This is a genomic window from Paenibacillus sp. J22R232 (genome assembly GCF_056269165.1).
Genome location: NZ_JBWDNK010000019.1, coordinates 91129 through 101516 on the forward strand (window position 1 = coordinate 91129; position 10388 = coordinate 101516).

11 protein-coding genes and 1 pseudogene are annotated in these 10388 nt (G+C 45.7%); 2 read left to right on the top strand and 10 right to left on the bottom strand.

Going from position 1 to position 10388, the window contains the following annotated elements; all coding sequences use genetic code 11:
• Positions 1–77: 77 nt before the first annotated feature.
• The 4 genes from AC0YN3_RS29705 to AC0YN3_RS29720 all read right to left on the bottom strand — a co-directional run bounded on the left by AC0YN3_RS29705 (position 78) and on the right by AC0YN3_RS29720 (position 2166).
• Complete coding sequence (locus AC0YN3_RS29705; protein ID WP_475778521.1) at positions 78–254, bottom strand: hypothetical protein; 177 nt, start codon at positions 252–254, stop codon at positions 78–80.
• Positions 255–357: 103 nt separating this feature from the next.
• Positions 358–924: a hypothetical protein gene (locus AC0YN3_RS29710; protein WP_475778522.1), complete on the bottom strand. Its 567-nt coding sequence runs from the start codon at positions 922–924 to the stop codon at positions 358–360.
• A 30-nt stretch (positions 925–954) separates the two neighbouring features.
• Entirely contained in the window at positions 955–1701 is a 747-nt protein-coding gene (locus tag AC0YN3_RS29715; RefSeq protein WP_183560280.1) for a GTP pyrophosphokinase, read from the bottom strand.
• Positions 1702–1755: 54 nt separating this feature from the next.
• Positions 1756–2166: a MarR family winged helix-turn-helix transcriptional regulator gene (locus AC0YN3_RS29720; protein ID WP_475778523.1), complete on the bottom strand. Its 411-nt coding sequence runs from the start codon at positions 2164–2166 to the stop codon at positions 1756–1758.
• 112 nt (positions 2167–2278) lie between these two features.
• On the opposite strand from AC0YN3_RS29720, the gene AC0YN3_RS29725 reads away from it, so the two are divergent.
• Complete coding sequence (locus tag AC0YN3_RS29725; protein WP_475778524.1) at positions 2279–2743, top strand: MarR family winged helix-turn-helix transcriptional regulator; 465 nt, start codon at positions 2279–2281, stop codon at positions 2741–2743.
• 72 nt (positions 2744–2815) lie between these two features.
• Here the strand turns inward: AC0YN3_RS29725 and AC0YN3_RS29730 are convergent, their stop codons facing one another.
• From AC0YN3_RS29730 to AC0YN3_RS29750, 5 genes are all read right to left on the bottom strand, one after another.
• Positions 2816–4438, bottom strand: a complete 1623-nt coding sequence (locus AC0YN3_RS29730) for an MDR family MFS transporter (RefSeq protein WP_475778525.1) — start codon at positions 4436–4438, stop codon at positions 2816–2818.
• Positions 4439–4832: 394 nt separating this feature from the next.
• On the bottom strand, positions 4833–5957 hold the full coding sequence (locus AC0YN3_RS29735) for an NADH-dependent flavin oxidoreductase (protein ID WP_475778526.1): 1125 nt from the start codon (positions 5955–5957) through the stop codon (positions 4833–4835).
• A 161-nt stretch (positions 5958–6118) separates the two neighbouring features.
• Positions 6119–6775, bottom strand: a complete 657-nt coding sequence (locus AC0YN3_RS29740) for an SDR family NAD(P)-dependent oxidoreductase (RefSeq protein WP_475778527.1) — start codon at positions 6773–6775, stop codon at positions 6119–6121.
• Positions 6776–6906: 131 nt separating this feature from the next.
• A complete protein-coding gene (locus AC0YN3_RS29745; protein WP_475778528.1) occupies positions 6907–8319 on the bottom strand; it encodes an MFS transporter in 1413 nt (470 codons plus the stop codon).
• Between the two features lie 83 nt (positions 8320–8402).
• Positions 8403–8858 (bottom strand): MarR family winged helix-turn-helix transcriptional regulator, encoded by a 456-nt coding sequence (locus tag AC0YN3_RS29750; RefSeq protein WP_475778529.1) that lies wholly within the window; start codon positions 8856–8858, stop codon positions 8403–8405.
• Between the two features lie 184 nt (positions 8859–9042).
• Here AC0YN3_RS29750 and AC0YN3_RS29755 point away from each other — a divergent pair, with 184 nt between their 5' ends.
• Positions 9043–9270: a hypothetical protein gene (locus tag AC0YN3_RS29755; RefSeq protein WP_475778530.1), complete on the top strand. Its 228-nt coding sequence runs from the start codon at positions 9043–9045 to the stop codon at positions 9268–9270.
• 187 nt (positions 9271–9457) lie between these two features.
• Here the strand turns inward: AC0YN3_RS29755 and AC0YN3_RS29760 are convergent.
• Positions 9458–10122: pseudogene (locus tag AC0YN3_RS29760) on the bottom strand (DNA alkylation repair protein); the annotation flags it as partial.
• Positions 10123–10388 lie beyond the last annotated feature (266 nt).

The window sequence follows — 10388 nt, forward strand, 5'->3', positions numbered from 1 at the left end:
TCTATCAACTGACGACATAACGTCCCCAAATAAAAAAAGCTGCCCCGCAGGTGCAGCTTCAAGTCATGCTGTCTTCTTTAAACAGAAGATATAATGCCGCGGTTGCTGTTCTTCGCAAAGTTGATGATCGACTCATACTGAGTCTTAGCGATCCGGCGGTCAGACATCGGAAGGTGAGGGTTTTTGACAATCTCGGCTAACTTCTTGAGCTCCTGCATTTCCTCAGGGGTCACTTTGACCGTTATTTTCCCCACGTGCTCCCCCCTCCTTACCATGGTTTGATCAGAAATCGTTTCATAATCGCTTCAGGGTTACCAGCTATGGTCATTATACGCAAAACCTTGATAAACTTGCATGTTATTTTGGAGGCGTTCGCGGATTTGGATCATCCTTTGGATCATTCTTTGGATCATCCATTTCCTCCGGGAACAAATCTGCGAACTCCTTGTTCTGTTTGCCCTTCAAATAGGCTAAACCTGCATAACCTGCAAGCAGGGAGCTGCTGACGACCGCAAAGTTGTCGGACGTGTCCGCCATCGACAAAGCTGTTTTCGCCAGAATCCCTGTTCCAATGGCAATTAGAAGATCGCCTAAAAAGCCAAGATCGAAAAAAATCTTTTTTTTCGCATTGCTGTGATCCCGGAAGCCGATGACGAAAATGACAAAATAATAAATACGCTGGATCCATCTGATCAGCCAGTTCGATGAAAGCGAAAGTCCGATCTCGTCATATTCAATGACGAGCTTGGGCATTTCGATAATGCCGTTTTTCACAAAATGCCCAATTAGTCCGCCCACTAAGCTCATGGAAATCGATAAACCAAACACCTGGATGAAGGCTTGAAAGCTTGCAATGACCATCTCCGCATGACCACCCTTCAACAACGCATTACGCTTGGCAGCACGATATCGCACTACTTTCACTTTATGACGCTGTTTACGGGTTCACGACTATTATTTTCGCATAACGTCCTTGGTAAGCTCCTGCAGCAGTTGCGGAATCGAACCATTCTGATTGCCCATTAGCAGACGGATCATTTCCTCGCCAAGATCATTTTCATGCTCATCCTTGATTTCCGCAATCTCATTATGCAGCCTCTCCATCTTCTTATCGAGCGCAGCGGCGGAATCAGCCGCTTCCTTCAGCTCGTTCAGCAAATGAGGCGGGATCGCGTGCTTATATTTATAATAGATTTTGTGCTCCAGACTCGCCCAGAAATCCATCGCAATGGTGCGAATCTGTACTTCCACACAAACATTTTCGCGGCGGTCGGATATAAACACCGGTACCTCGATCAGCAGATGAAGGCTTTGATAGCCATTCGGCTTAGGATTTTTAATATAATCTTTGACGGACAGCAATTTCAAATCGCTCTGATTTTGCAGCATATCGCTTATCCGGTATATATCCGAAATAAAGGAGCAGTTGATTCGCAAACCTGCAATATCTTTTATTTCATTTCGAATGCTCGTGAAATTAAACTCGCATTGCTTGCGGACCAGCTTCTCGATAATGCTCTTCGGCGACTTTAATCGCGAGCTCGTATGCTCAATCGGGTTATACTCATGCAGCAGTTGAAATTCTTCCTTTAGAATTTCTATCTTCGTTTCAAGCTCTTGCAGCGCGAATTTGTACATCATCATGAAACGCGTAATTTGCTGTTTGAAATCTTTGACCATATGCATCTGTTCCATCGACATGCTGCTTAGTTCCCCTTCCGCTCCACGCGGGTTATTCCTTGCTGGATCGTTCTACTATTGATCAAGAAGCTTGAAAATACGACTTAAATGATGCAAATCCTCATTTGAGATTCGTTCGCTTATATAAGCAATTATAGCAGAATCTCTTTCATCAAAGGACTCCATGTAATTCTTGCCCTTATCCGTAATCGCGATTTGCACAACGCGTCGGTCCGAATCGCAGCGCACGCGCTCGATTAATCCTCTCTCAAGCAGCTTGTCCCCCATCAGCGTAACCCCGCCAGCCGTGATGAGAAGCATTTCTGCTAATTCCGTAGATTTCATCGGGCTTTTCCGATTCAAATGCTGAAGCATTCTGGTTTGGTTAACAGAAAAGCCGCATTCGAGGCCTTTGTGCCATTCCGATTTCATTTTTTTGTAAACGCTCTTTAATAGCGGGTACAGCTCCTTCCATTCTTCATCCATATGCATGTCCATCCTCATTTCTTATCCGGCATTGACTTCTGTCGCCAAACGTTACTATAATTGCATAGGCTTCCTAATCAATCTATTAAATATGTTCACCGAGGTGAATCGAATGGGCGAAAATAAATACGAGAACGTATCCGAGCTTATCGCTGTTTTCCAACGCTTCGCGCGAGCTGACTGGCGTAAAAAAACGATGTGGGACGGGCTAAAGGCGAGTGAAATTCGCATGCTTGTCAGCATCAAGCAAAACAATGATAAAGGCAGGGCGGCTACGACTGTCACTGAAATCAGCAAAATATTAGAGGTAACCTCGCCTACGGTTACTCAAATGCTCAACCGCTTGATCGCTGAGGGCTGCGCAATCCGAACGGCCGATCAAACGGATCGCAGAATTACCGAAATCACTTTAACGGAAAAAGGAGATCGGCTCGCAACCAAGGCCATTGACCGATTCCATTCGATATTTAAGGGCATCATTGACGAGCTTGGCAAAGAGCAGTCCGATCAGCTTATCCTGATGCTGAATCAAGTATTTCAGTTTTTGGAATACGCGAACAAAACGGATGACCTATAAACATAGAAAGAGGATTTCGCCAGCTGCAGCTGCCGCTGGCGAAATCCCTTTTATTTAGAGCCGCTCCTGCGTTTATTGCAGAGCAGGCTCTTTTTTGATTAAGTCCGCTGTTTCGGGTTCCGCCTTAACCTTTGAATCATTCGAGGAGCGAAGCGGAATTTCTTTCAGGAATAGAACGAGTACGAACGCGACGATTAACAAAGACATTCCGAATAAAAATACGACAGTGAGCGAGTCGCTTAACACGGACCGCACCATCTCGATAATGTGCGTAAATAACGGCTGCACCTGTTCGGGTAGCGTCGCATGCAGCTCTTTGAGCTTCGGCTGGTCAAGCAGCATTTGCGGGTTCAGGAAGCTGGATAGCTGGTTTGCCGTTTCGGCATCGACCTGCGTCAAATCCGGTCCCTCGCCTGCCTTCACGGCAGCCTCAAGCTTGCTCGACATCGTGGAGTTCATGACCGTGCCCATTACAGCAATACCGATCGTACCGCCCAAGTTGCGGAACAAGGTTGCCGTAGCTGTCGCAACGCCAAGCTGCGTTGGCGCTACTGCATTCTGGACCGTCAGCGTGAATACCGGCATTGAAATACCGAGTCCGATACCGAACACGATCATGGCGGCAACTGCAACCGCGACATTGCTCATAAAGGCCATCATAAGCATTCCGACAACCATGAACGGCATGCCTGCCAACGCAAAACGTTTGTATTTGCCCGATTTGGAAATCCAGCGTCCGGACAATGTGCTAAGAAAGATCATTGCGATCGACATCGGCATATTGACGAAGCCCGAATAGGTCGGAGAAATGCCAAGCACGCCTTGAACGAAGAAGGGAAGATACATCATCGCGCCCATCATGCCGGCATTCATTAGGAATCCGATCGAATTCGAAATCGTAACGATGCTGTTCTTGAACATGGATAATGGCAATACCGGACTTTTAGCCTTGCGCTCTACAAGGAGCAGAATGATTAGAAATACGATCGATGCCGCGAATAATCCGACAATTTGCGTTGATCCCCAATCATATTTCGTTCCCGCCCAAGAAAAGCCAAGCAGCAGGGCAATCAACATTAATGACAGGAACAATGAACCCAAGTAATCGATCGATTCCGTCGTTTTTCTCGCTGTTTTGGGAAACATAGACGAGATCATTCCGAATGCCACAACGCCAAGCGGAAGGAATATCCAGAAAATCCATTTCCACGCGATATGATCGACTAGAAAACCGCCAAGCGTCGGTCCGATTACGCTGGAGAAGCCGAACACGGCCATCATGATACCCGTCCATTTCGCTCTCTCCCGCGGCGCGAATAAATCACCGACTGCCGTAACCGTTGCCGACATTAGAATACCGCCGCCTAAGCCTTGGATGCCTCGATACGTAATGAGTTGAAAGACGGTCGCGGAGGTTCCGCATAAAAAGGCACCTATAATAAAAAACACGATACCTACTAAGAGAAATGGCTTGCGCCCGTAGATATCGGACAGTTTGCCGACAAGCACGGTGGCAATCGTCGAGGTAAGCATGTAGATCGTGATTACCCATGTGTAATACTCAATGCCCCCCAGAATCGCAATGATTCTCGGCATGGCCGTACTTACGATTGTCTGATTTATCGCTGCGAAAAACATCGCAGCCATCAGCGCAATCATAATGGTTAACTTCTTTTTTTGCGTCAAATGCTCCATATGCGCTGCACTCCTAAACCTTTTTATTTAGTATGGCCGATTGGCTGCCAAACTACTTCAGCCCTTTAGGTAGGTTACCTACCTATTTGATAATGATACAATAACTTTAGTACTAAAACAACTGTGAATTTCAATGTATGCGCTGCCACCGAAAAGCAATATTTGCATGCAAGATGAAACGGCTTCACCGTCCTATGGCGGCGTGACGCGTTTCATTCCGAGAAATAGAGAGAATGTATCGCCTAAGGATATATTTCCCTATATGTTAAGAAGAAACGACTGACGGCATCCTTTCTTCGAAACGCAAAGAGAAAGTATGTACAAACATATATCCTTTCCTATACGACAAAAAAACAGGCCGGTGCTAGCTCCGGCCTGTCTCCACTCATCTATATTAATCGCCCAAAGGAAACCAGCCTGGCGTGTGAACAATCGCTTGCCACAGCGGATCCGGCACGACCAAACGATCTTGGTCGTCTTTATTGAGCGTTGTTTTTATTTCATTCTCGCGTCCTTGCGCAACCTTCTCTACCCAGTCAGGCTCAATGATTAGCTCACGGCCGATTGCCACTAGCGGTATGCCGGTCTCCAATGCCTTCACAGCCTCATCAGGCGTGTGGATCGAGCCTACGCCGATAACGGGCACAAGGTGCCCCACCCGCTCTTGAATCCATTCCATGCGGGTTTTTGTTTCCTCTGCTCCTCGCTTAGGAAGAGACCAGAAATCCATTAAGGAAACATGAAGATAATCAAGCTCTTTCCGTGCCAATTCGTCAAGGAGCGCAAAGGTATCCTCCATCGTTATGCCGGGAGTAGTAGCCTCCTCTGGGGAAAAACGGTAGCCGACCAAAAACGGCTGCTTCGCATGCGTGTGAATGGCCCGTTTCACCTCGTCCACGACTGCCAGCGGGAATCGCATCCGGTTCTCGATGCTCCCACCCCAGCGATCACTGCGCGTATTCGAATGCGCGGAGAAGAACTGCTGAATAAGATAACCGTTCGCACCGTGAATTTCTACGCCATCAAACCCGGCCTCGATCGCTCTTCGCGTTGCATCTCCGAAATCAGCGATGATCCGTTCGATTTCAGTTTCCGTTAAAGCCCGCGGCACGATGCCTGCGCTTTGCTCTGATGCCACCGCGCTTGCGCTTACGACGTCTCCGTTAGGAACCAAGGCAGGCGGGCATTCTCTTCCCCCGTGGAAAATTTGCAGGACCGCCTTCGACCCTTTTTCTTTGATCGTCGCTGCCAGCTTGCTCAAGCTCGGTACCATGCCATCATGGTCGCTGGCAAATTCGCCCTGGAACCCTTTCCCATTCGGTGATACATACACGCAAGCTGTCACGACAAGGCTTACTCCGCCTGCTCGGCGTCCGTAGTACTTCAGCTCGGCTTCCGACACGGTTCCGTCTTCATTCGAGGAGAAATTCGTCATTGGCGCCATAATAATGCGGTTCTTTAATTCCACTCCGCTTTTCAAGGACACTTTTTCAAATAAAGGCATATAGCTCTGTTTCATTATGTTCAACACTCCCGTTATCTATTTGCGGAATTCATCATACAGCCTCCGTATAACTGTAACTTTTTATAATACTGTAATATTAGTTTATACAGTTGCGGTTGTCAAGCGACAAAAAAACAGCTACACCGTTTGGTATAGCTGTCCTACATCTCTTTGCTTTAGCTTTCGTTAAACACGTATTCAATATCCTTCTTTTCAGTATGGAGTTTCCAATAACTTTCGGCAATCGCATCTGGATCATAAAAAGTCCCTTTGGCAACATACCCGCAGATTGTTACGGTTCCGACAAAGATACCTTGCGGCCGCAATTCCTCAGACAGCGTGAAGGCAAGGGAGCGAATGCCCGCTTTCCCAATCGACAAAGATGATACGGCTGCTGCAGGAGCAAGTGCCAAACCGCCGCCCGTAAACAATATCGTTCCCCTGCCCTTTTCCAACAGATCGGGAATAATTTGTTGCGCGCTCGATAAAGCTCCCGCTACGTTTACTTTGAATTCTTCGATTAGCCGCTCATTCGCCAGCTCTGTTGGTTTAACCATGCTAATAACAGCTGCATTGTACACAAGTACTTCCGGAACGCCGAATTGCTGTTTGATCCGTTCAAATGCCGCTTCCACTGAAACAGGCAGCGAGGCATCAACCTCAACGCGATCAGCCTCAATCCCCAAGGCTTCAAGCTCCTTAACGTAAGAATCAAGCGATTGCGTGTTTCTTGCCCCAAGCACGACCCGATACCCTTCATTGCCGAACTTTTTTGCAACGCCTAAGCTAACACCAGGACCTGCACCAATAATGACGATAAGCGGTTTGCTCATATTCTAGTCTCCTTAATATTCAAATGATGAAGAAACATATGAGAACAAGCAGGAATGCCTACTCAAACGTTATCATGAATCATTCTGAATGACTAATAGAATATGGCCATGCTCTTATAGCCTAGAAACGTTTAAGCAGTGGTAGAAGTCGATTCATGCTCTTTCAGCTTCGTTTTTAATTCTGTTTTACCGCCTGTGGCGCTGAACGAGAAATAGTAAATGCCCACAATGACGGCAGCCAGGATAGCAAGCGCAAAGAAAATATTGCTATATAGGAATGCCCCTATATGAATGGCAAACGGGTTTAAGTGAAAGCTAGTTTCCTTCGCGTCCAGCAGCTTTCCCATCACGCTGGTGGTCATGGCGCCGGAAATGAAATTCAGCAGCGACATCAGCCCCATGCCCACCCCGATCTGTTCTTTCGTGAGCGTTCGCGAGATCGTATTCGACATTGCGATTTGCATGAAGGTTTGACCCATATTGCCGAACATCAGCAAAAACAGAATCAAATAAGGCGACGCACCAACAAAGATAGATAACAAAACAAAGCAAGTAAAGCTTAGCGAAATCGCTGTATATACGAGAAAGGAATTTCCTTTCTCATCGGCAAGCCTTCCCCCTCGGCGGCCCATGAGCGCAGAAATAATCGCAGCCGGGAACATGACTAGACCTATTACGGCAGGCGACAATTGGTTTAGATTTGAAAGAAACTGCGGCGTGACAAACGGCATTCCGAAGCTAAGCATTGTCGCAAGAAAAGTAATAAACAACCCGAAGGAGTATTTTTTATTCTGAAATAGCTTAGGCTGGATAAATGGTTCTGCTGCTGTCCGAATGCGTATGACGAATAGGATAAGCAGCACGATTCCGCCTAAAGCAAACCAGAGATTGGCTTGAGATATTCCGAGCAGCAGCAGCGCGACTGCGCCTCCGAGCAGAATGCCCCCAAGAAAATCGATTTTCTGAGCCTTGCCCCGTTGATTATCCAAATATTTGCGGAAGAACGGCAAGGCCAGCAGCGGGATAACCGATAGCAGGAACAGAAATCTCCAGCTGGCAAAGCTCGTCACGAGGCCTGCCACAATCGGAGCGAGAGCAGTTCCCAACGCAAGCCCGGCCGCTACCGTCCCGAGCGCCCTTCCCCTCTTCTCAGGAGAGAAATAGCGTACGGGCACGATCATTGCGGTAGCCGGAATGACAGCGGCTCCGCTAGCTTGCAATATGCGGCCCAATACAATCATCCAATATTCAGACGCCAGAAGCCCTACGATCGAACCAAGGGCAAAGAAAATAAGCCCGAACGTTAATAAATCTTTCAAGCGGTATTTATCGGCAAGCTTTCCGTATGTAACGGATCCTACGGCGTATACGATCATATACCCGGTAAGCAGCCAGCTTACCTGCGAAGGCGTAATGCCGAACTCCTTGCTGATTACAGGCATTACCACGTTGAACATCGATGCATTCATAATTGAAAATACTAATGTAAAAGCTAAAATAGGCATCAGCTTTTCGCCATTGTTAGTCGTGCTTGCAGCTTCCATAGCTTGGATACACCCTTCCTAAATCTACTGTCCTATTTCGTTTGAATTCCAACGAAATGCTTAAAAATAAAGCGAACCGCGCGTTATTGCTCGTACGCTTTAATGATTTTTTTCAATAAATCCTGTAGAACGACCGTTTCTTCTTTCGTGAGCAGATTGCTCGATTTATTTTTCGCTTGCTGGACTGCCTCTTTCGATTGCTTATATTTCGCCAGCCCTTCGTCGGTCAAATACATGCGCTTCATTCTCGCATCCTGGTCATGCTCGCGGCGAATGACCCAACCTCGCTTTACCATGCCGTTGATGAGGCTCGTGACGCTCGACTTGTCGATAAAAAGCAGCTGCTCGAAATCCGCATTCATGGCCCCTGGCTTAATCGCCAGCAAATGAAGCGACTGCGACTGCTGCGGGGTTAACCCAAGCGGTCGAAGGGCAGAATCAATCTCTCGCCTTATATTGGTAAATGCAAGCTTGATCAATAACGTATTGCTATCCTCATGCTCCCATGGAAAACGAGCGATAAAGGTTTCTTTTCCCATTCCGGGCCCACTCCTTATTAGTTTGAATTCAAACTAATAGTAAAAGCCAGCGCTCGTTTTGTCAAGAACGATTCACACGGATAAGCAACTCTATTGTTTCAAAATAATATGAATAGGTTATAAACAATAGAAATAGATACATATACTCATATAAACGGGTCTTTAACCAAGGAGGATATATCAAATGGAATATATAACGAACAAAGCTTATCGCAACGAGGACGTTTACTTTGACGGGTCGCATTATATTGGCTGTTCATTTACGAATTGCACAATCCATATACAGTCTCTGCGGTTCAATTATGACCGCTGCACGTTTCCCGGCTCTTCATTCAAGCTCAGTCCCAATCTATCTATGCTTCAAAATGTATATTCGCTTCTGCCCGCTGCAATAACCAGCCAAACCGCATGAATGAGCATATTAAGCGAAAAAAAGCAGCATGGGCCTATGTGCTAACAAGCATAAGCCGATGCTGCTTTTCTGGTTATGAAGCGAACAGATTAAATTTCGATCGAAGACTATTCCAATTTTCATAATTATGAATTTGATTTCCATTATTTTTTATATCAATCCTTAATACATTCTTCAAAGGTAACAAATTATTTTGTCGTTTGTTAACTTCAATCGTAATGAACCCTGTAAAATATATGGTATTAATTCCTTTTTATGCCACTTAATCCTTATAAAGACCCATTTTCTCACCAAGTTCAATACAACGTGCCCGATTCTTCTCATCATACACGCCTATCCAGCCTGCGGTGAAATTCATAGCCCATTGAACCTCCGGTTCTTCCTGCGCAATATTAGCTTCTATTATAGATAGTAAGTCTTCGGTGTTAACAGGCGGTATTTTCCAGTCCATCTCAATCGCGCTTGATAATACCAAAAAGCTCGCCTTTCAAGAGCAGCAGGGCTATTTCCCCATGACTCCATCAATGCAATTGTCTTCTTGTCTTTGGTGAGTTGATTAGCACTTAACCCATCCAATAAGTTATTTTGCTCATCAAAAAGGTGAGTCTGCATATCCTTCTCGAGCTTATTTAGCACTTCTTGTGAAAGAAGTTTTTTATCCATAATTAAGATTGCTAATAGTCTGGGTAAAAACGCTTCGGTTGACCAAAGTTCCATAGCTAGTTCGTGATCTTTTTTGATGTCCTTTGCGATATTTCGTAAGTCGCCTAACTTAGCTTTACTATTGATCTGAAGTAGAATGTTTTCTGCTTTTGAAGAACGTTTTCTATCTGTATCTTTATTTTCATTCATTTTATACAATTCCTTTATTAAAGCACCGTTTCACAATATGTCCTTGATGGGGTATATCAAAAACTTAATTTCGTAATATGTCTTATTGTACAGGAATTATCCAAATTTCACTTTAGTACTACTGTACATTATTAAAGCTTTCTCCAACTGCCTGCTAATACTTTATTTCGTATTATTAGGTTAACCAGAGATTTCTGGTTGGCCTTTTTTCATAGGTGTCATATGATGGCGGTGGCCGAGAGAACGTATACTTTATTGGGGTCAAC